Origin of the sequence: Lederbergia wuyishanensis (assembly GCF_022900255.1) — a bacterium.
Lineage (GTDB): Bacteria > Bacillota > Bacilli > Bacillales > Bacillaceae_C > Lederbergia > Lederbergia wuyishanensis.
In genome coordinates, this window is sequence record NZ_JALIRM010000006.1 from 1 (window position 1) to 21,097 (window position 21,097).

Genomic DNA, 21,097 nt, shown 5'->3' on the forward strand with positions numbered 1-21,097 from the left:
TTTGCTAGTCGATAGGCGCTGCAGCTAGACAAAGAAAAGCGGAAGCGCCTGTCCATCGAGGTCCACTGTCCGTCGAGGTACAAACTTCGGGGCCTCTGACTGAGATAAAGGAAACACGGAAAGGAACGAGCCGATGTTGACTTATCGTAGGGAAGAGGACAAGAAGTTCGCTTATCGATAGGAACTGCAACTAGACATGAAAGGTGATTTGAACATATGAAAATCTTTATTATTATCGGAGCAATCAATGCATTTTTAGCAGTTGGACTAGGAGCTTTTGGTGCTCACGGATTGGAAGGGAAGCTTGAACCGAAATATTTAGAAGTTTGGAAGACAGGGGTTACGTATCAAATGTTCCATGCGTTAGGCTTAATTGCTGTTGGAATTATCGGAAGAAATATTCCTGTTTCCTCACTTTTATCTTGGTCTGGCTGGACTATGCTGATAGGAATTATCCTTTTTTCCGGAAGTTTGTACATATTGAGTACGTCTGGAATCAAGGTTCTAGGTGCTATTACTCCGTTTGGCGGTATTGCATTCCTTATTTCGTGGGTTCTTCTAATTGTTTTTGCTGTAAAGCATCTTTGATATCTGGAAAATTAGGCACCTTGCATTTGTAAAAAATAGGCAAGGTGTTTTTTGTGTATTCAGCTACTAAAAAGTTTAAGACCATCGAGATTTTTATAAACATTTATTCGAAGGAAATTATGTGCTCTATATAGAAGTGTATTTAGAAGGTGGTTAAGTAAAAATACATTATTGAATTATTCAAGATTGCTAGAAAGGAAGGTGGATCGATTATGAAACTAGGGATGTACTCTGTTGAAATGAAGCGTCCCACAACAGGGGAATTATTTAAAGCGATCCGCGATACGGGATTCTCTCAAGTTCAATTTGATTTTTCTTCTGTGTGTGAAGAACATATGCAATTGAGGTTTGAAGCAAATCTATTACACGAGATACAAACACAATCTGAGGGAAATAATGTTGAAATCGTTGCAGTCAATGGAACATTCAACATGATACACCCTTCTAAACAGGAGAGGGAAGATGGACACAAATGGTTTGCCGCTATTGCAGAAGCGAGTCGGGAGTTAGATTGTGAATTCATAACACTATGCACTGGTAGCAGAAATACTAAAAGTATGTGGGCTTGGCATGAGAGTAACCAAGAACCTAAAGCATTGGAAGATCTTTTAGCTTCCATAGACAAAGTATTAGAGCAAGCAGAACGATACAATTTAATTTTAGGTATTGAATGTGAACCCAATAACTGCATCAATACTCCTGAGATGGCGAGAAAACTACTGGACACTTTTAAAACTCCTCGTTTAAAAATTATTATGGATGTTGCGAACCTTTTCCAAAAAGGACAAGCTCGAAAAGAAAACGTAAGACCAATTATCGACAATGCTTTTAATCTATTAGGTAATGATATTTATCTTGCACATGGTAAAGATATTAAAGAAGGCGACAATCTAATTCCCACTTACGCTGGGGACGGAATTGTAGATTTCGAATATTTCTTGGAAAAGTTAGACCATCACGATTATACAGGAGGGATGCTTCTGCATGGGATATATGATGAAGGCTTTTTTTCAGATAGTGTGGCATTTATAAATGATGTAATTGATAAGCATGAAAGAACAAAAGCACCTTGATGTATGGATCAATCAAGGCGCTTTTACTTTGTTAATTATCTTGGCGGGGCAGATGCTAGAGGGCCAGCGCCAAATGGATACTCATACTCTATTGGTTCGTCAAATGTTACATAGTCAACATACACCATAGGGATTAAGTATCTTTTTCCAGTCTGAGGATCACTTAAAATAAGGTGATCTCTACCGGCTGCTTCGATTATTCCATTAAAAATCTTTGCGTTCCATTCACGGTTGTGCTCAAAAGTACTATGAACATGGACAAGCTTACCTTTGTTTAGGCGGAGAATATTCTCGATGTAGGATTCCTCTATAGGAAGCATGCCCGGGACATTGACTCCGCCTTTAGAAGGTATGCCAGTTGGAACCTGCATAGGTTGTTGATAAAATCCAGCTGGAAATTGGGGTTGTGGTGGAAACGGCATTTGTTGTCTTTGAGCTTGAGGATAATATCCGGCCATATTTTGATATGGATATGAATTTGACAAATTACTCCCTCCTTAAAGATTCGGGTGCCTTTTCCTAATTTGTAACCTACAGAATGAATGTATGGGTAGGGAGGATGATAAAAGCACCAATTTTATTCGCTCTTTCATAACTATGCAAATAGGAGAGCTTGTATGCAGTACATCATTCTGGAAATTTGCGGAAGTAAAGAGAAGGTTCTTAAAGAGCCATGCCATGATGATGTGTTGTTGTTTGTGCAAAGTGTCGGTCTCTTGTAGAGTAATGGTTCAGTAGAGAATCGGAAATCCACTTTAACTATACTAATATAAAAAAAACAGCCTTCACTCCGATATTTTGAGGAAAGAAGACTGTTTATGTATTATTGAATATATAAAAATTTCTCAAGATCGTTATCTTCAAGGATGTTACCTACGAAGAACGATCCAAATTCACCATAGCGTGCACTTACTTCATCAAATCTCATTTCATATACAATCTTTTTGAATTGAAGAGCTTCATCAGAGAATAATGTAACTCCCCATTCAAAGTCATCAAAACCGACAGATCCACAAATTAGCTGTTTAATGACTCCAGCATATTTTCGACCAATCATTCCATGACTATACATCAATTCTTTTCTTTCTTCCATGGATAGCATATACCAGTTATCATTGCCTTGGCGACGCTTGTCCATTGGGTAAAAACAAACATGTTTCGTTTTCGGTAAGATTGGATATAAACGTCCGCGAACATACGGATTTTGATAAGGATCTTCTTTTGATTCCTTTGCCATATAATTACTCAATTCCACAACTGAAACATAGGAGTATGTAGGAATTGTATATTCAGCAATCGTTAATTTATTGAATTCATTTTCAAGTTCATTTAATTCTTCTAATGTGGGACGCAAAATCATTAGCATGAAATCTGCTTTTTGACCAACAATGGTATAGAGGGCATGGCTGCCTTCTTTTTGATCTTGCACAGCATTAAGCTTATCTAGATATTGAGAAAACTCATGAATTGCCGCTTGGCGCTCATCACTTGAAAGTCGTTTCCATGAAGCCCAATCCATCGTTCTAAAATCTTGCAGTGTATACCAACCATCTAGTGTTTGTGCTGGTTCACTCATTTGGATCAACTCCTATTTCTATTCGTTTGTGATTCATTCTAGCCTTTAGGCTACTAGAATAAACTATATCATAATTTATCCAAGCGTTCTCTTATTAACCACCTATGTAAAAATATTGTCAGAAATTCATACCATTTTATTATCAATAAAATAAAAATGGGTATATGCTTAAGGAGAGGATTATGATAGAAGGTCGTTAAGGTAATACTACTTAAGACAGGAGGAAAAATGTCATGGCTGACTTGAATAATGACTTATTCGAAATTTTAAAAGAGAAGGCAAGAGGATGGGATCGAAAAATTGTTTTTCCAGAAGCTTTGGACCCAAGGGTACTTGCAGCTGCTGGGAGACTAGCGGCGGAGGAAGTGTTAACTCCGGTTTTAATTGGCAATATGGAAATGATTCAAGAAAAAGCAGATGAAATGAATGTTTCCTTGGAGCGAATTGAATTGTACGACCCTGCTAAATATGTTGCAATCGATGAAATGGTAGCAGCCTTCGTAGAAAGGCGAAAAGGAAAGGTAACTGAATCGGAAGCTCAAAATTTGTTGCTTAACGAAAATTATTTTGGAACGATGCTTGTTTATATGAACAAGGCACACGGTTTAGTAAGCGGGGCAGTTCATTCAACCGCTGATACAGTACGACCAGCTTTACAAATCATAAAAATGAAGCCTGGACTTAGTAAAACTTCAGGTGTTTTTATAATGGTTAAAGATGAAGAACAGTATGTCTTTGCGGATTGTGCCATCAATATTGCACCGGAAGCACAAGATCTGGCAGAAATCGCGGTTGAAAGTGCAAAAACAGCTACAATGTTTGATATTGAACCACGTATTGCGATGCTTAGTTTTTCGACTAAAGGGTCAGCAGTCTCTGACGAAACGAAAAAAGTGGAAGCAGCTCTTCAATTGGCTCGTGAAATGAATCCAGAATTAATGATTGATGGAGAGTTTCAATTTGATGCAGCAATTGTACCTTCTGTCGCAAAGAAAAAGGCACCGAATTCTCCAATTCAAGGAGATGCTAATGTGTTCATTTTCCCTAGTCTTGAAGCAGGGAATATTGGGTATAAAATTGCTCAACGCCTTGGAGGATTTGAAGCAATAGGACCAATCTTACAAGGGTTAAATTCACCAGTAAATGATCTTTCCAGGGGATGCAGTGAAGATGATGTGTACAATCTAGCACTTGTCACAGCGGTTCAATCTCTCGAAAGAAATTAATCGTACGGTTTGAAGGAGTTTTACGTACATGTCAGGAAGTAATCTACTTTTGCAGCAAAAAGAATGGAGAATCATCGATCAAACAAGTGTGAATCCACAATTTAACGCGATGCAATCATTTGCCATTGATGATACTCTTTGTATGTCGGTTGGTAGCGGATATTCTCCACCTACAGCGAGAGCGTGGGTTCACACTAATACTCTAGTATTAGGAATACAAGATACGAAGCTTCCGGCATTGCAAGATGGGCTTGATTTTCTGGCTTCGAACAATTATGTAGGGATTGTTCGTAATTCTGGGGGGCTTGCCGTCGTTCTTGATGAGGGAGTCCTCAACCTTACTCTTATTTTTCCGGATACCGAAAAAGGTATTGACATCAATCGTGGCTATGACTCTATGTATGATCTCATTTGCCTTATGTTCAAGGACTTTCCTCAAGTAATTGAAGCCTACGAGATTGTTGGATCATATTGTCCGGGAAGCTATGATTTAAGCATCGATGGAAAAAAATTTGCAGGTATCTCTCAGCGGCGGATCCGAAAAGGAGTTGCCGTTCAAATCTATCTTTGTGTAATAGGAAGTGGACAGGAACGTGCAGAACTAGTACGGGATTTTTATACATATTCAAAATTCAATGAATCGTCCAAGTTCTTTTTTCCAGACGTTCGACCTGAAGTAATGGCATCTTTATCGGAGTTGTTGAAAGTGGATTTATCCATTCAAGATGTGATGCTCCGATTTCTTCAGTCGATGCAAGGATTGGCAGGAAAATTATATTCTAGTTCATTGCAAGGACAGGAACTTGAATGGTTTCAATCCTATTACGAGAGAATGATTGAACGGAATAGCAAAATAAAGCCGTGACTCACTGTTCACGGCTTTACCCTTATTGCTTGTTTTTGGCACTACTTTTAATGGGCATAACGCTTACGTTTATTCAGCTAATTTTTCTAAGTTCCCATTTCTATCCATTTTAAATGTAGTCGCTGGACTTTCTTCATCAAATAATACGAGCTTACGAGCGCGGTTTAATATTTTCATCAATGTTTCGTAGTCTTCTTGCATTGTTTCAGAGTTATCCTCTAGCTTGGAAACTTGCTTTTTCAATGAATCATTATCTTTTCGTAAATCGGAAATTTCCCTCTTTAATCTCTGATTCTCGCTTCTTAAAATATCTAAATGAATCTCAGAACTTTGGAACGTCTGTAGATATGAAATTACTTTTTCCATGCTCATTTCACCAGATTGTACAGTAGAAGGTACTGGCAATAAGTTCCCTGTTAAAGGTGCCAATTCGGAAATAGTATTTTCCTCTCCCATTTCATCACTATACAATTCAAATGAATTTGTTTGTACAACTGAGCTTTCTAACGGGCTCTCATTAAGAAGAGTGATTGGCGGTTGGTAAAGTAGTTTCTTCTTGCCGCTTTGCTCTTTACCAAGCATTCTTTGACGTTGCTTTCGCTGCTTTTTAGCTAAATCTAACGCTTTTTCGTACTGATGGCGCACAACTGCATTCCATCTGAAACCACAAGCTGCAGAAGTTCGATTCAATTTATCACCGACTTCTTCAAATGCGTTTAGCTGTGTGCTTCCCTCGCGAACATGTCTAAGCACTGTTTCAGCCAACAGTAAATCATTTTCCTCCGTCCAAGCATCTTGACGTGTTTTCATCATTTTCAACTCCCATTTATTTTCTTTTTATTCCGGTAATTATAGGATGGACAACAAAACCAATTTATATACCAAATTGGCAATAAATTAATAGAAACTTATGCACTTTATTAAAAAATTCAAAACCGATATAATGTAAACATGATAGATAGGAAGAGGGTTTGTAGATGCAGAATTCCAATGTTAAATTAAGCGAGGAAAAAGTTTTCAAAGACCCTGTTCATCGTTATGCTCATGTTCAAGATAAAATTATTTGGGATTTGATCGGAACGAAAGAATTCCAGCGTCTTCGTAGAATCAAACAGCTTGGAACTACATATTTAACTTTTCACGGTGCAGAGCATAGCCGTTTCAATCATTCGCTAGGTGTTTATGAAATCGTCCGGCGAATTGTGGATGACGTTTTTAAGGGGAGACCTGAATGGAATGAAAATGAAAGACTTCTCTCTCTTTGTGCTGCCCTTTTACACGATCTTGGACACGGTCCTTTTTCACATTCATTTGAAAAAGTATACCATACAGACCACGAGTCTTTTACAAGACAAATCATTCTTGGGAATACTGAAGTAAATGCTGTTCTTAGGCGAGTTGGTCCCGACTTTCCACAAAAGGTGGCTGATGTCGTAGGAAAGACATACGAAGATAAACTCGTTGTCAGCTTAATTTCCAGCCAAATTGATGCGGATCGCATGGATTACTTGCAGCGTGATGCGTATTTTACTGGTGTCAGCTATGGACATTTTGATATGGAGCGAATCATGCGGGTCATGAGGCCACGTGAGGATCAAGTCGTTTTCAAGTCAACGGGGATGCATGCAGTTGAAGATTATATTATGAGTCGCTATCAAATGTATTGGCAAGTATATTTTCATCCTGTAACAAGAAGTGCAGAAGTAATTCTGACAAAGATCCTTCAACGTGCCAAAGCATTATATAAAAACTCGTATACTTTCAAGTATGAACCAACTCATTTTATTTCCCTTTTTGAGGAAAGTGTGACATTAGAAGATTATTTAAAATTGGATGAAGCTGTTATTTTATACTATTTTCAAATGTGGGAGGACGAAGAGGATTTTATTCTGAGTGACTTGTGCAATCGATTTATGAATCGTAATCTACTGAAATATGTGGAATTTGATCCTGCGCGAGAATATAAATTATTGGGTAATTTGGATGAACTGTTTCGGAAAGCAGAGATTGACCCTGACTATTATTTGGCAGTTGATTCGTCTTCGGATCTGCCTTATGATTTTTACCGGCCAGGTGAAGAGGAAGAGCGTCTCCCTATTCACTTATTAATGCCTAACGGTGAATTGCGTGAATTATCTAGGGAGTCGGCCATCGTACAAGCAATTTCTGGAAAAAGACGAACAGACCATAAATTGTATTACCCAGAGGATTTCCTCTTAGACCAATCAAAACATGGAAAAATCAAACAGCAAATATTATCCATCTTGAGGAAACATGGATGAATCATCACTGAAAAATGAAGCAGGAGTTGAATATTTGTCATGCTGAATGACCATCTACGATTAATGAATATATTTGCTGAGTCAGGAGAAATCATTGGACGTAAAAAACTGCAAAAGATGGTTTATATTGCAAAAAAAATGAATTTCCCTTTTCAAGAGAAGTTTGAATTTCATTTTTACGGACCATATTCTGAGGAATTAACATTACGAGTCGAAGAATTATGTAATTTTGGCTTTATCGATGAGGTTAAAGAAGAGAAGAACGGATATGTTCATTATAAATATAGGGTGACAGATTCGGGGCAGGAATTTTTGGAATCTTATCAAATGGATCTTCCAAACTTAAAGGAATGCCTTGTAAAAATGAATGTGAAAAATGCGCGTTTTCTTGAACTCGTATCAACGATTTTATACTTTGATACATTATTAAGGTCTGAAGTGGAAGAAAAAATTCAAGTGTTAAAGAGTGAACAATCGTATACCAAGGAAGAAATTGAAGAAGCGTATACATATATTGAGGAATTAAAAAGAATGGTTTTTGTAGATTAAGTGATTTGGGTGGGCAACGATAAACCGTTGCCCAAGCAGTTTCTATTCGTCACTTAATCTTTTTCCACCAACCGCATAGTGGTTTTTGCTCATTTCCTCAATGAAAACAACAACTTTTTCAGTCGAAGCTCCAGTTGTTTCAACAACGGCAGCCGTTACTTTTTCTACTAATGCTTTTTTCTGTTCTTCCGAACGTCCTTCTAGCATTTTTACAGTTACGAAAGGCATTTTAACAATCCTCCTACTAAATATGTATTCAAGGAAAAGTGTATGCTTTTTTAATAATCGAATCAATAAGAATATATTGCTATAATGTTTCTAAAGAAGATAATCATTAAAGGAGTTGGATATGTGGATCGTTTTTTTAACTTCCCGCCTTTGGAACAAATTCCGCTAATAGCAGCAGTAATAATAATTGCTTTTACAGTGCATGAATTTGCACATGCCTATACTGCATATAAATTTGGAGATCCAACAGCGAAAAATCAAGGAAGATTGACATTAAATCCGATACAACATCTTGACCCGATTGGAACGATATTAATTTTTATCGCGGGCTTCGGTTGGGCACGTCCAGTCCCAGTAAATAGATATCATTTTAAAAATCCGCGTCTTGGTGGCATACTCGTATCATTAATGGGACCAGTCAGTAACTTTTTACTTGCATTAATTGGAACTGGTGTTTTAGTTTTACTAATTGTCTCGGGTATTGCTGCTTCGTTACCGCCGTTAGTTATGCAGTTTTTCAATTTGTTTGTGTATTTTAACGTACTTTTATTTGTGTTTAATTTACTGCCACTTCCCCCATTGGACGGATACAGAATATTAGAAGATTTGCTTCCACCTTCAGTAAGGGCGAAAATGACACAGTATGAACAATATGGTTCGTTAATATTTTTGATTCTGGTTATTACACCACTCGGAAGATATACGATTTATCCGATTATCTATACAGCAGTACCATTTTTTATCAAAAGCCTTCAGAATGTGTTTATGATGTTTTTATGAGTGTGTGTTCAAAAAGGAGGATGTCGGCTAAAAGCGCTGACGTCCTGTTAGCAACGCCGACACTAGCACGTCCTGTGCGTCGGCGGGCTCAGGCTGCGACGTCCTGTCGCATCGCCCGCACTAGTACATCCTGTACGTCGGAATTTCAAGGCGGCGCAGTTTCGAGCAGCGGACTTGCTCGTGTGTGCTGACTTCTGCGTTGCCCACAGGACGTGGGCGACTTTAGCAGAAGATCCTTCTCCTGATACATGAGCAGCGGAGAAACAAGGCAACGAAGAAATTCGAAGTGTCATTTTTACCGGACTTTTTGAACATCCTATATAAGGAAATGCTTAAGTGAGGAGGTATTTTCATGGAACAAGGGAAGAAAAAACTAGAGTTTAATATTATCAAAAATGATCCAACAGATGGACATAAAGGGTTCGGAATAGGCTCACTCAGTTTGGAAAATATTACGCCGGTTATGGTAGATGTAGAAGAAGGCGAAGTGTGGATTGAACTCCAGGCGATGCATGCTAGAAGTAAAACTGAACGTGGGGTTCGATATGTAAAATCCCTTGAAGAGCTTTTAACGGACTATCCGGAGGAAAATACAAAGAAATATTGGATCATTTGGGTTGCTGTCGATCGCAAACCTGAAGGAACATATTACGCAGGGGCCACTGCTTGCGAATTATATATTAACCGTCCTGCACGAAGAGGCTATAAATCTATGCCGGAACATGTAAATCATATGGATAAGGCAATGAAAGGAAAAATCATTGTTCATAATATGGATGAGGAATCAAGAAAAAGACTAGGCATCTTTTTAGAACAGCATGACCCGGAAATGTGGGAAAGATCAAGTGAAGAGTTGAAGAAAGAACTTAGTTGAGTGATAACAATTTTGAACAATCTGTGACATTTACTAAATATAATAGTGCTTACTTGCCGATTGTTAGGAAAGAAAGTAAACTTACATATAGTTTGTACAATAATACAAACTAGGACAATGAAAAGCGGAAGGTGCCTGTTTAGCCCTTACAAGCAAATGTTCTGATGCAAAAAAAAGTCCGATGTTTGACTTTTATTGACTCAGGTTATTTGACCACGAGGGGGCAGGCGCCTGCAGCTGGACAACAATTCAGCTAGGAGATAACCCCCAAGCTGACATTAAAAAAGCCTGAGGCCGCACACCTCAGGCTTTTTTATCGATTTAATTTCCTAGGTGGTGAAATTATGGTTTCAATACTCATAGCGGATGATGAAAAGGAAATTGCTGATTTAGTAGGGTTTCATTTGGAGAAGGAGAGTTATCAAGTCATCAAGGTTCACGATGGATTGGAAGCGCTTCAAGTAATTCAAACTCGAATAATAGATTTGGCGATTTTAGATATTATGATGCCTAAGATGGATGGTTATGAAGTGATTCGCCAAGTTCGAGAGCAATACTCATTACCAGTCATTTTTTTAAGCGCTAAAACATCGGATTTAGATAAAATCACAGGACTTGTCATGGGGGCCGATGATTATATGTCAAAGCCATTTAATCCGATGGAATTGGTGGCTAGAGTCAATGCTCAGTTGCGTCGTTCTAAGCTTTTATATCAAACGGCTGAGAAAGCCCGTGAATTGGAAATTGCTGGATTGGTTATAAATCCAGAAGAACGTACTGTTGAGCTTTATGGCGAGCTAATAGAATTAACACCTAAAGAGTTTGATATTTTATATTTATTAGCAAGTTACCCGAAAAAGGTTTACAGTGTTGAAAACATCTTCCAACATGTGTGGGGAGAAGAGTATTATGAAGGCAGTAATACGGTTATGGTACATATTCGGGGGTTGAGAAAAAAATTAAAAGAAGATCAGCATAAGAATAAATTCATTAAAACCGTTTGGGGAGTAGGGTATACATTCAATGGCTAAGATGATTCGCAGCTTTCGAACACAGATGATTATTCGTTTATGTATCAGCATGGGAATTGCTGGTGGAATAACATTCGGACTTTATAAAATACTTCAACTCTATTATAAAGAATCTAATGTGCAAATGGGTGAACCCTTAGCAAATATAAGGTATACGATAGCTAAAATAGGCGATATTAATGTTTTCCTAATTATTTTTATCCCACTTGCGATTCTCTTTTTCTTCTTACTTACAAAATCCTACGCAACGTATTTTAAAAAAATTTCATCCGGTATACATCAGCTTGCAAATGGTGACTTTAATAACCGCGTGCATATTTCAACAAATGACGAGTTTCGGTTAATTGCAGAAGATATAAATAAAGCTGCACAGGAATTAAAGGAATCCTTACATAGGGAAAGTCTTGCTGTGAGCAGTAAGGAACAACTAATTGTCAACTTGGCCCATGATTTGCGTACTCCACTAACGTCTGTTTTAGGATATTTAGAATTGCTTATGAAGGACCAACATATATCCGAAGATCAAATGAAGCACTTTTTAACGATTGCTCATACGAAATCATTAAGGTTAGAAAAACTTATTGATGAACTTTTTGAGATTTCTCGCCTTAATTATGGGATGCTAAAAATGGGTAAGGATCCTATTAATATTGGAGAACTAATTTTACAATTAAACGAAGAATTTTATCCGAGCTTAGAAAAATCCGGTTTAGTTACTAGGCTTGACATGGATCAAAACCTGCAAATTTTAGGCGACGGGGAAATGCTCGCGAGAGTTTTTGAAAATTTACTGTCAAATGCCATTCGTTATGGTGCGGAAGGGAAATATATTGATATAAAAGGGTATATAGATGAAAATGTGGTAGTAGTTGAAGTTGTAAATTATGGAAGTTATATTCCAGAAGAGGAACTTGCTCATATCTTCGATGTGTTTTACACAGGTGATCGTTCGAGAACTATAAATCATAATAGCACCGGATTAGGTTTATTCATCGCAAAAAATATTATCGAACAACATCATGGAACGATTACGGCCTTTAGTGATCCGATTCAAACGTATTTTAAAGTTCGCATACCTCAAAAATCTTAATAAAAACTTTATCTTTTCTTCCTTTTTTCTTTATTAATGTTTCCTATTATGAAGATGGAGGGAAGATACGATGAAAAAGATAAAATGGTTGTTGTTATTAGGGATACTAGTATTATTATTCGGTTATAAGTTTAATGATCTTAATCCGAAGATTAACATTTCAAATGAAAAAAGTAAGGATGCAGGTTATATCACTATTGAAAAAGATCATATTTATTACGGTAATCTATTATTGGTCAATCATGATAACCCAGTGCAAGAAATAGGTGTAAAACGAGATATTATTAATTTAATTGAACATCAAAATCATATGCAGGGGTATCAATTGCTAGATCCTGATATTAGGATATCAGAACAAGTGGCAGAGCGTTTTTCTACAATGGTCAATGCGGCTAAAAAAGACCACGTCGATCATTTTATGATTAATAGTGGATTTCGTAGTTTGGAAGAGCAAAGTCAATTATACGAAGAGATGGGACCGGCATATGCCTTGCCAGCTGGATTCAGCGAACATAATTTGGGGATTTCTCTTGATATTGGCTCCACGCTAAAAAGAATGGAAGATGCGGAAGAGGGGAAATGGCTAGAGAAAAACTCGTGGAAATATGGATTTATTTTGCGTTATCCAAAAGATAAATCAGCAATTACAGGTATCCAGTATGAACCCTGGCATTTTCGTTATGTAGGTTTGCCACATAGTGCAATAATGTATGAAAAAAATTTGACTCTTGAGCAGTACCAGGACTATTTAAAAAAGAAAACATCAATTTCTGTTCACTATGAAGATAAAAAATATTATATTTCCTATTATGATTTTAAAGGTGAATCTTCCAAAAAAGTAGCGGTTACCAGAAACTATGAAATATCAGGGGATAATCGAAGTGGTATCATTGTAACCGGGACGAATTGAAAATTATGAAATATTAAAATGAAGGCTTTTTCGGATTGTCTTGTAAACGCTTGGCATACAAGACGTGCAGCATAACGAAGACGCTAGCCTTCATCCATGGACGAGAAAGGTAAGCAACAAAGTATGCGAGCGTTTGTGAACGGTCTAAACGGGTCCATTAATTTGGACCCGTTAGCAGGTGCTCTGTACAAGCTTCAGCAGGTTCCGTTCCTTTTTCAAAATAGGTAAGCCTGAAGACAGGACACATATTGGTTGCAAGCTTTCCATTTGATGGATCGATGGGAACTGCTGTCACGCCAGCCGGAGGTCTGAATGTATGAAGCTTATCTGGCTGTCCCTTAATTGACCGTTCCATAAAACGTATCCACATATTTTTTGCATAAAGTTTATCAGTGGTTAAAGTGATTTCTTTTCCTTGGTCATAGCCTGTCCACACGACGGCCGCTAATCCTGGGGTAAAGCCAGCCATCCAGCTATCTGATTTAGTCGAGCCAGATTTTCCTGCATACACTCTACTCATTTGGTTTGCGATTGAAGCTCCGGTAACTGACGCATATCCGTTCAATTTTGAATCGAACATACCTGTCATCATTTGACTCATAATAAAGGCGTGTTCAGGCTTTAAAATTTGCTCTTCTTTTTGCTCAACCTCATATATAACTTTTCCTCGATAATCTACTACTTTCTGAATAAAGATAGGCTCTACCTTTTTTCCACCATTTGCAAGCATGCTATAAGCATTCAGTATTTCCACGACCTTTACCCCGGATGTTCCTAGCGCTAGAGATGGAACAGCAGACATCTTGGAATTGATTCCAAACTTTTTAACAGTATCTACTAGAACTCTTTCTCCGAGAAATAGATGGGTTTTAACGGCGTATACATTGTCGGAAACGGCCAAAGCCTGAGCCATTGTAACCTCTCTATTAGCATAATGGTTATTAAAATTATGCGGGGTATACTCGGAATTTCCCTCCAATTTAAATGTTGTTGGTTCACTTCTGATTAATGTCGAAGGTGTAAAACCACGCTCCAGAGCAGCATAATAAAGGAGCGGTTTTATGGTAGACCCGGGTTGTCTCACTGCTTGTGTTGCTCGGTTAAATGGACTTTCATCATAATCCCTACCTCCGATAAGAGCCGTAACAAATCCAGTCTTTGGATCCATTGCCGCAAAGCCGACTTGAATATCTGAGTCTGTCGAAAATGTTTCATGCATCACTTTTTCTGCAATTTCTTGTTGCCTTGGATCAAGAGTTGTAAAAACTTTTAAACCACCGAGTGCTATAACTCTTTCATCTAAACCTACAGTATTCAATAATTCTTTTTTTACTACATCATAAAAGTATGGAGCAGAATCAGCGCGATGATGTGGATGCACCCCAGTAAAAACTAACTTTTCTTCAGCAGCTTCTTTTGCTATCTGAGTAGTAATAGCCTTCGTTTCCTGCATAGATTTTAAAATAAGCAGCTGCCTGTTTTTCGCTTTTTCATAATTAATCATTGGCGAGTATATGCCTGGTCCTTTCGGAATTCCCATTAACATAGCACCTTCGGCAATTGTTAGGTCCTTGGCATTCTTACCGAAATAAAATTGACTGGCAGCCTCAATACCGTATGCTCCGTGTCCAAAATTAATAGTGTTCAAATAACCTTCCAATATTTCATCTTTAGAATAATTTCCTTCAAGACGAATCGTGTAGAACGCTTCGGAAATTTTTCGTTTCCATGTTTTATCCATCGTCAAAAATAGATTTCGAGCATACTGTTGAGTAATCGTACTGGCACCTTGTACTTTATTCATTGATTTTATGTTGGCCACGACAGCTCCAACGATTCTTTTAAAGTCAAAGCCAGAATGATTATAAAAAGTGCGATCTTCAATCGCAATGGCTGCGTTAATGGCCGATGGAGAAATATCATCGAGCGTGACCCAATAACGTTTTTCACCACTATTGCTTTCACCTATAACAGACCCATCGTTCGCATAATATAAAGTTGATTGAGGAATCGCAAGCGGAGGTGGACCTAGTATTTTAATATAAATAAAAAATGAAAAAATAAGAGCTCCCAATGCTCCAATCGCTAAAATACTAGTAAATATCAGCAATCGAATCGTTCTCCACTTTCTTCTATGGGATCTCGTTTCTGTCTCCATACTTTCCATCACCTCAATCTAGTAATCTTTTATCATCAGTATGAAAGAAAAAGCCTTGTTTTATTCATCACTTTCACAGAAATTTTCATCTTTACATCATTCTTTGTTTTTTCTACAATTTTTTGTGTTTGTAAATGTACGATAGTGGAAAACTAGAAAGAAAAGCGGAAGACGCCTGAAAAGCTGAAGGAAGGCTAAGAACGCAACGTCCTGTTGCAACGCCTTACTGACCCGCGTCCTGCGGGGCTCCGACTAGCAAATGTTCTGAGTCAAAAAAGTCTTTAGTTTGATTTTTTTTTTGACTGAGGTTATTTGACCTCGAAGGGCTGGGGTCTGCAGCTGGACAAAAAAAAGCGTAAGCGCCTTGCCCATCGACGTATGGATTCCGTATTCCCTGACGAGATAAAGGAAACACGATGAGTCCGATAGGACGAAACGATGTTGACTTATCGTAGGAGGGGAAGTAGTAATCCACTAGTCGATAGGCGATGTAGCTGGACAAAGAAAAGCGTAAGCGCCTGTAGCTAAACAAAAAATAATGTGCTCCTGCACACGGAAGGATGGCTGAATAATGGGAGGTTTATGGTTTACTGAAAAGCAGACTGATCATTACGGCATCACAATGAAGGTAAAGCGTACTTTACATACTGAACAGACAGATTTTCAATTACTAGAAATGGTGGAAACAGAAGAATGGGGTAATATGCTTCTTCTAGATGGAATGGTAATGACATCGGAAAAAGATGAATTTGTTTATCATGAAATGGTAGCCCACGTACCGTTATTTACACACCCAAATCCTGAGAGAGTCTTAGTGGTAGGGGGCGGTGATGGTGGGGTCATTCGCGAAATTATGAAGCACCCTAGCGTGAAAAAAGCTGTACTTGTTGATATAGATGGGAAAGTGATAGAATACTCTAAGAAATATTTACCTTCTATTGCATATGAATTGGATAATGAGCGTGTCGAAGTAAAAGTTGGCGATGGGTTTATGGAAATAGCTGAAAGCGAAAATGAGTATGATGTCATCTTGGTCGATTCAACAGAGCCAGTAGGTCCTGCTGTAAATTTGTTTACAAAAGGATTTTACGCTGGCATTTCGAAGGCTTTAAAAGAAGATGGGATATTTGTCGCCCAAACCGATAATCCTTGGTTTAAAGCAGACCTTATTCGCGAAGTGCAGCGCGATGTGAAAGAAATTTTCCCAATCACTAAGCTCTACATCGCAAACATCCCAACATATCCTAGTGGAATGTGGACCTTCACATTAGGCTCCAAGCGCTACAATCCGCTTGAAATAGAGGAGAATCGTTTCCATCCAATTGAAACAAAATACTACACAAAAGACCTGCATAAAGCAGCCTTCGTCCTCCCAAAATTCGTCTCTGATCTTATTGGGGACGGGTCCAAAGGGGACAGGTCCAAAGGGGACTGACCCAAAAGGGACAGGTTAGATGAGGAGAATGATTGATGCGTTTTGATGAAGCTTATTCGGGTAATGTGTTCATTGGCAGTAACCCGAATTTTGAAGAAAGCCAAGCTGTGATTTATGGAATGCCTATGGATTGGACTGTAAGTTATCGTCCTGGGTCCCGTTTTGGTCCGGGGCAAATTCGCAAAGTATCCATTGGACTTGAGGAATACAGTCCGTATCTTGACAGAGAAATGTCTGAAGTTAAATATTTTGATGCTGGTGACATTCCACTTCCATTTGGTAATGCACAAAAAAGTCTAGATATGATAGAAGAATATATTGATACGCTTTTGGAAGCGGGGAAATTCCCGATTGGAATGGGTGGGGAGCATCTTGTTTCTTGGCCAGTCATAAAAGCAATGTATAAAAAATATCCAGATTTAGCCGTTATTCATATGGATGCTCATACGGATTTACGCACGGAATATGAAGGAGAGCCACTTTCTCATTCAACCCCAATTCGAAAAGCAGCAGATTTGATTGGTCCGAAAAACATGTACTCATTTGGAATCCGGTCCGGAATGAAAGAAGAATTCGAATGGGCAAAAGAAAACGGAATGCATATCGCCAAATTTGAAGTGCTTGAACCGTTGAAGAAAGTGTTACCATCCCTTTCTGGCCGTCCATTGTATGTGACGATTGATATTGATGTTCTTGATCCGGCGCATGCGCCCGGGACGGGAACAGTAGATGCGGGTGGAATTACGTCAAAAGAACTGTTGGCCTCGATTCATGAAATTGCTCATTCAGGCGTTCAAGTCGTCGGTTGCGATCTCGTTGAAGTAGCTCCTATATACGACCACTCAGAGCAAACAGCTAATACGGCAAGTAAACTAATTAGAGAAATGATGCTTGGATGGTGTAAATAACACACTAATGAAAAAGACTACCTTACAACAAATTTTAAACTGATTGTAAGGTAGTCTTTACTATTTCATCAATATGCACAACTTTGTTCCGACCTGTATTTTTAGCATGATATAAAGCAATATCAGACTGATTATAAAGCTTTTGCATTTCATTTCCATTATCGGGAAAAGTGCTTAATCCGACGGAAATCGTAATATTGAGTTCTGCTCCATTGGATGTTTGAAACAGTACGCTCTCCACCGCTTTACGTATCATTTCAGCTACTTCGATTCCAATATCCTTTTCAGTAGCTTGAAGTATTACTGAAAATTCTTCTCCACCATTTCTTGAAACAATTCCCTCATATTTATGTGTTACTCTTCTCAATCTTGAAGCAAGCTCACGAAGCACCTCATCGCCAATCGGATGCCCATATGTATCATTTACTTTTTTAAAATGATCTATGTCTAATAGAAGAAGAGAGAAAGGTGTATTCGCATTTAGGGTAATTGACTCTGTTACTTTTTGAAACATTCTATTATTATTGAGCCCTGTTAAAAAGTCAGTTTCCGATAATTTTTCAGCTAAACCTACCTTTGTAAAATGGATACTTAACTCTCTTAAAATAAATAGAACAGTAAAAAATGAAAGAAATGAAAAAATAATAAAATATACAATTTGCGTGGCAGCAGTCCAAGAAAATTCCATCAGATAAGCGAGTACGAAGACTGTTTGGATTGTAAAATAATAAAAATAAAATTGTGCATTTCGAAATGTCATCCGTTTTTTCATAGAGAAAAGAGAAATAACTAATCCGCCAATGACTGTCCCTACACCAGCAATGACTGAAGAGGATGTTACTCCTGTTAAAAATATTCGTGCAACTCCAATAATCAATCCGCTGATTAGAGGTGCGATTGGTCCACCAAATATTCCCGAAATAACAATAACAGCAGAACGTCCATCTACAATCACTTTATCGGCAATTGTAACCCCTGTCCCCATTAAAACTAGACCTGTAATACCACTTATAAGTCCGATTAAAAATGGGTGAATGGAAGGAAAAGGAAAGTGGAAACGAACACGATTTTGAAAAGGCCAGTAAGAGAGCACACTAAACGTAAACAATATACAAAAATTTATTGCCATTTCTAAAAACATAAAAATCTCCTATTATCACATTTTGTCGATTATATTATAGCCATTTGTTTATCCTTAATAAAGGTAATAATGTATTTTTTTCGGAGATAGCTGCAAGTGAAATAGACTTCCGCATAAAAGTTTCCTATAATATAAAGGTTAACTATATGTAAAGGTGGTTTTTTGACCGTGGATACACAAACCCCAGTCAAAATCCAACTCACAACAAATGTGAGGATTGATGATGAGATTGAGACTTATGAATTGACCGTTTTCGGTACTCGTTACGAGAAGGGAAATACAATTTATTTAACATATGATGAAGTACAAGAAGAAGGAACAATCAATACTGTTGTAAAAATTTTAAAAGATGAAGCAGTTATTTTAAGAAATGGTTTAATAAAAATGCGATTAGCTTTCAGTTTATCAGAACTAAAGCAAGGCACTCATGAAAGTACATTGGGCACCATATTTTTAACGACAGATACTAAAATACTGAGTCATGAAGAAGGAAAATTAAGTCTAGCTTATGACTTATCAATGCAAGGAACACTTGCTGGATATTATGAAATGGACCTTGAATATAAGGAGGACAAGTTATGAATATTGTTGAGCAAATTCAAGAAAACTTGAAAAAAGAAATTAAGACAGCCGTTTTAAAAGCCGAGCTTGCAAAGGAAGAACAAATTCCGGAAGTTATCCTCGAAACACCGAAGGACAAAGCACATGGAGACTATTCTACAAATATGGCGATGCAACTAGCTCGTATTGCGAAAAAGGCTCCTCGTGCAATTGCAGAGCAAATTGAAGTTAATATTGATCGCTCGAAGGCTTCGATTGAAAAAATTGAAATCGCGGGACCAGGTTTTATTAATTTTTATATGGACAATAGCTATTTAACGGATATTATTCGTACGATTCTCGAGCAGGGTGAGGAGTATGGCCGTTCAAATGCTGGAAAAGGTGAAAAAGTTCAAGTGGAGTTCGTTTCTGCGAATCCTACTGGAGACCTTCATCTTGGACATGCCCGTGGTGCAGCAGTTGGGGATTCACTTTGCAATATTTTAGATAAAGCAGGATACGATGTATCACGTGAATATTACATTAATGATGCCGGGAACCAGATCCATAACTTGGCCTTATCTGTTGAAGCTCGCTATTTTCAAGCACTAGGACTTGAAAAAGAAATGCCGGAAGATGGGTATCATGGTCAAGATATTATTGGCATTGGGGAAAAACTTGCCGAAGAATTTGGGGATAAATACGTCAATGTGGATGAAAAAACACGCTTTGATTTTTTCCGTAAATATGGATTGGCATACGAAATGGAAAAATTAAAGAAGGATTTGGAAAATTTCAGAGTCCATTTTGATGTCTGGTATTCGGAAACTTCTTTATATGAAAATAACAAAATCCAGCCGGCTTTAGATCAACTTCGTGAAAGAGGTCATATTTACGAGTTGGACGGAGCTACTTGGTTTAGATCAACAGAGTTTGGCGATGACAAAGACCGTGTGCTCATTAAAAATGATGGAACGTACACATACTTAACGCCGGATATCGCGTACCATTTGGATAAACTTGATCGCGGTTTTGATAAGCTCATCAACATATGGGGAGCAGATCATCATGGTTATATTCCCCGTATGAAAGCGGCAATTGAGGCTTTGGGCTACGAACGCAATCGTCTTGAAGTTGAAATCATCCAGCTCGTTCATCTTTATAAAGATGGAGAGAAGATGAAGATGAGTAAGCGAACCGGTAAAGCAGTCACGATGCGCGAATTGATTGAAGAGGTTGGACTGGATGCCGTGCGCTATTTCTTCGCAATGAGAAGTTCTGATACCCATATGGATTTTGACTTGGATTTAGCTGTTTCCGAATCGAATGAGAACCCGGTGTATTACGCACAATACGCCCATGCACGAATTTGGAGTATCCTACGTTCGGCAGAAGATAAAGGATTTTCGATTGATAGTAATGCAAATCTTTCTGTATTGATGAGTGAAAAATCCATGGACTTATTGAAAAAACTTGGTGAGTTCCCACAAATCATCGCAGATGCAGCTGAAAAACGAATTCCGCATCGAATTACTCATTATATTTTTGAATTGGCTTCACTCTTCCATAGCTTTTACAATGCAGAAAAAGTGTTGAATGAAGAAAATCCAGAAGAAACAAAAGCTCGTTTGGCTTTAATAAAATCTGTGCAAATCACATTAAAAAATGCTCTAGCATTAGTTGGTGTTTCTGCACCGGAAAAAATGTAAGATACTGTTAAAAAATAATTTTCCTTGCAGTCTAAGGAAGTTTAGAAAATCGTTGTTTATTATTAGGGATGTAATTGAAAAACAAAATCATTTCCACTTTAAAGGTGTCTCTTTTAAGGAGACACGACCTTTTT

At 37.9% G+C, this 21,097-nt stretch carries 21 protein-coding genes; 15 read left to right on the top strand and 6 right to left on the bottom strand.

What is annotated here, in order from left to right; all coding sequences use genetic code 11:
- Positions 1–216: 216 nt before the first annotated feature.
- Both MT489_RS10315 and MT489_RS10320 read left to right on the top strand, forming a co-directional pair.
- Positions 217–588 (top strand): DUF423 domain-containing protein, encoded by a 372-nt coding sequence (locus tag MT489_RS10315; protein WP_244681471.1) that lies wholly within the window; start codon positions 217–219, stop codon positions 586–588.
- Positions 589–800: 212 nt separating this feature from the next.
- Positions 801–1,661 (top strand): sugar phosphate isomerase/epimerase family protein, encoded by an 861-nt coding sequence (locus MT489_RS10320; RefSeq protein ID WP_244681472.1) that lies wholly within the window; start codon positions 801–803, stop codon positions 1,659–1,661.
- 35 nt (positions 1,662–1,696) lie between these two features.
- Here the strand turns inward: MT489_RS10320 and gerQ are convergent, their stop codons facing one another.
- Complete coding sequence (gerQ, locus tag MT489_RS10325; protein ID WP_370876382.1) at positions 1,697–2,119, bottom strand: spore coat protein GerQ; 423 nt, start codon at positions 2,117–2,119, stop codon at positions 1,697–1,699.
- 365 nt (positions 2,120–2,484) lie between these two features.
- Entirely contained in the window at positions 2,485–3,237 is a 753-nt protein-coding gene (gene hemQ / locus MT489_RS10330) for a hydrogen peroxide-dependent heme synthase (protein WP_244681473.1), read from the bottom strand.
- 233 nt (positions 3,238–3,470) lie between these two features.
- On the opposite strand from hemQ, the gene pta reads away from it, so the two are divergent.
- Complete coding sequence (gene pta / locus MT489_RS10335) at positions 3,471–4,463, top strand: phosphate acetyltransferase (protein ID WP_244681474.1); 993 nt, start codon at positions 3,471–3,473, stop codon at positions 4,461–4,463.
- Between the two features lie 28 nt (positions 4,464–4,491).
- Positions 4,492–5,328: an octanoyl-[GcvH]:protein N-octanoyltransferase gene (lipL, locus tag MT489_RS10340; RefSeq protein WP_244681475.1), complete on the top strand. Its 837-nt coding sequence runs from the start codon at positions 4,492–4,494 to the stop codon at positions 5,326–5,328.
- A 69-nt stretch (positions 5,329–5,397) separates the two neighbouring features.
- Here lipL and MT489_RS10345 read toward each other — a convergent pair whose 3' ends face one another.
- Positions 5,398–6,138: an RsfA family transcriptional regulator gene (locus tag MT489_RS10345; protein ID WP_280518579.1), complete on the bottom strand. Its 741-nt coding sequence runs from the start codon at positions 6,136–6,138 to the stop codon at positions 5,398–5,400.
- Between the two features lie 167 nt (positions 6,139–6,305).
- On the opposite strand from MT489_RS10345, the gene MT489_RS10350 reads away from it, so the two are divergent.
- Together MT489_RS10350 and MT489_RS10355 are read left to right on the top strand one after the other, a co-directional pair.
- Positions 6,306–7,610, top strand: a complete 1,305-nt coding sequence (locus MT489_RS10350) for an HD domain-containing protein (RefSeq protein WP_244681477.1) — start codon at positions 6,306–6,308, stop codon at positions 7,608–7,610.
- A 39-nt stretch (positions 7,611–7,649) separates the two neighbouring features.
- The gene (locus MT489_RS10355; RefSeq protein WP_244681478.1) at positions 7,650–8,159 is read left to right on the top strand and encodes a YwgA family protein; all 510 of its coding nucleotides are present in this window, start codon (positions 7,650–7,652) and stop codon (positions 8,157–8,159) included.
- 42 nt (positions 8,160–8,201) lie between these two features.
- On the opposite strand, the gene MT489_RS10360 is transcribed toward MT489_RS10355, so the two are convergent.
- Positions 8,202–8,411 (bottom strand): 2-hydroxymuconate tautomerase, encoded by a 210-nt coding sequence (locus MT489_RS10360; RefSeq protein WP_244681617.1) that lies wholly within the window; start codon positions 8,409–8,411, stop codon positions 8,202–8,204.
- A gap of 99 nt (positions 8,412–8,510) precedes the next feature.
- On the opposite strand from MT489_RS10360, the gene MT489_RS10365 reads away from it, so the two are divergent.
- The 5 genes from MT489_RS10365 to MT489_RS10385 all read left to right on the top strand — a co-directional run bounded on the left by MT489_RS10365 (position 8,511) and on the right by MT489_RS10385 (position 13,072).
- Positions 8,511–9,167, top strand: coding sequence for a site-2 protease family protein (locus MT489_RS10365; RefSeq protein WP_244681479.1), 657 nt, complete (start codon positions 8,511–8,513; stop codon positions 9,165–9,167).
- A gap of 352 nt (positions 9,168–9,519) precedes the next feature.
- Complete coding sequence (locus MT489_RS10370) at positions 9,520–10,041, top strand: YwhD family protein (protein ID WP_244681480.1); 522 nt, start codon at positions 9,520–9,522, stop codon at positions 10,039–10,041.
- A 344-nt stretch (positions 10,042–10,385) separates the two neighbouring features.
- Positions 10,386–11,072, top strand: a complete 687-nt coding sequence (locus MT489_RS10375; RefSeq protein ID WP_244681481.1) for a response regulator transcription factor — start codon at positions 10,386–10,388, stop codon at positions 11,070–11,072.
- Positions 11,065–12,162 carry a sensor histidine kinase gene (locus MT489_RS10380; RefSeq protein ID WP_244681482.1) on the top strand — a complete coding sequence of 366 codons (1,098 nt, stop codon included), beginning with the start codon at positions 11,065–11,067 and terminating at the stop codon, positions 12,160–12,162. The genes MT489_RS10375 and MT489_RS10380 overlap by 8 nt, the downstream gene beginning before the upstream one ends.
- A gap of 70 nt (positions 12,163–12,232) precedes the next feature.
- A complete protein-coding gene (locus MT489_RS10385; protein ID WP_244681483.1) occupies positions 12,233–13,072 on the top strand; it encodes a M15 family metallopeptidase in 840 nt (279 codons plus the stop codon).
- A gap of 157 nt (positions 13,073–13,229) precedes the next feature.
- On the opposite strand, the gene MT489_RS10390 is transcribed toward MT489_RS10385, so the two are convergent.
- Positions 13,230–15,239 carry a transglycosylase domain-containing protein gene (locus MT489_RS10390; RefSeq protein WP_244681484.1) on the bottom strand — a complete coding sequence of 670 codons (2,010 nt, stop codon included), beginning with the start codon at positions 15,237–15,239 and terminating at the stop codon, positions 13,230–13,232.
- Between the two features lie 562 nt (positions 15,240–15,801).
- Between MT489_RS10390 and speE the strand changes: the two genes are divergently transcribed.
- Together speE and speB are read left to right on the top strand one after the other, a co-directional pair.
- A complete protein-coding gene (gene speE, locus MT489_RS10395) occupies positions 15,802–16,665 on the top strand; it encodes a spermidine synthase (RefSeq protein ID WP_244681485.1) in 864 nt (287 codons plus the stop codon).
- A 35-nt stretch (positions 16,666–16,700) separates the two neighbouring features.
- The gene (gene speB, locus MT489_RS10400) at positions 16,701–17,573 is read left to right on the top strand and encodes an agmatinase (RefSeq protein ID WP_244681486.1); all 873 of its coding nucleotides are present in this window, start codon (positions 16,701–16,703) and stop codon (positions 17,571–17,573) included.
- 34 nt (positions 17,574–17,607) lie between these two features.
- Here speB and MT489_RS10405 read toward each other — a convergent pair whose 3' ends face one another.
- Positions 17,608–18,714: a diguanylate cyclase gene (locus tag MT489_RS10405; RefSeq protein ID WP_244681487.1), complete on the bottom strand. Its 1,107-nt coding sequence runs from the start codon at positions 18,712–18,714 to the stop codon at positions 17,608–17,610.
- A 168-nt stretch (positions 18,715–18,882) separates the two neighbouring features.
- Here MT489_RS10405 and MT489_RS10410 point away from each other — a divergent pair, with 168 nt between their 5' ends.
- Together MT489_RS10410 and argS are read left to right on the top strand one after the other, a co-directional pair.
- Positions 18,883–19,296, top strand: coding sequence for a YwiB family protein (locus MT489_RS10410; RefSeq protein ID WP_244681488.1), 414 nt, complete (start codon positions 18,883–18,885; stop codon positions 19,294–19,296).
- Positions 19,293–20,963 (top strand): arginine--tRNA ligase, encoded by a 1,671-nt coding sequence (gene argS, locus MT489_RS10415; RefSeq protein WP_244681489.1) that lies wholly within the window; start codon positions 19,293–19,295, stop codon positions 20,961–20,963. The genes MT489_RS10410 and argS overlap by 4 nt, the downstream gene beginning before the upstream one ends.
- Positions 20,964–21,097: the final 134 nt, after the last annotated feature.